At 45.4% G+C, this 593-nt stretch carries 1 protein-coding gene; it reads left to right on the forward strand.

All coding sequences use genetic code 11. From position 1 onward, the window contains the following. On the forward strand, positions 1–567 hold a 567-nt coding region (locus AAEY80_RS14315), incomplete at its 5' end, for an IS30 family transposase (protein ID WP_350588521.1). Positions 568–593: the final 26 nt, after the last annotated feature.

A 593-nucleotide genomic window follows, 5' to 3' on the forward strand; every position in this document is an offset into this window, starting at 1 on the left:
TGTCTCAGACGTAAAGCCAAGCCTTATCGGCAGCGTTTAACTGCTGAGACTCGTGGTCGTATTAATGACAGAGTCTCTATCCATGAGCGCCCCTCCATCGTTGATGCGCGCACGCGGATTGGCGACTGGGAGGCGGATACCATTATCGGTCAGCATCACAAGCAAGCGATTGTCACGCTCGTTGAACGTAAAACAGGGCTGCTGAAGATGAAACGTGTGGATAATAAAACGGCACAGCAAGTATCAGAGGCAATGATAGAGCTCTTAAAGCCAGTGAGGTTGCAGGTTAAGACCATTACCTCTGACAATGGTAAAGAGTTTGCTCAGCATAAAAAGGTGAAACAAAAGCTCTTTAGCTCTTTCTTCTTTGCCGATGCTTATGCGTCATGGCAGCGAGGAACCAACGAAAATACCAACGGCTTGATCAGAGAGTATCTGCCTAAAGGCTGTGACTTTAGACAAGTCTCTGATGATGAGATGCAGGACATTGAGAACAAACTAAATAACAGACCAAGAAAACGCTTAGGGTTTAAAACGCCTATGCAGGCGTTCTATAATATTAATTAGCGTTGCACTTGGTGTGTTAATCTAAG

The sequence above is a fragment of the Psychrobacter sp. 78a-MNA-CIBAN-0178 genome, assembly GCF_040309625.1.
In the GTDB taxonomy this organism is placed as follows: Bacteria; Pseudomonadota; Gammaproteobacteria; order Pseudomonadales; family Moraxellaceae; genus Psychrobacter; species Psychrobacter okhotskensis.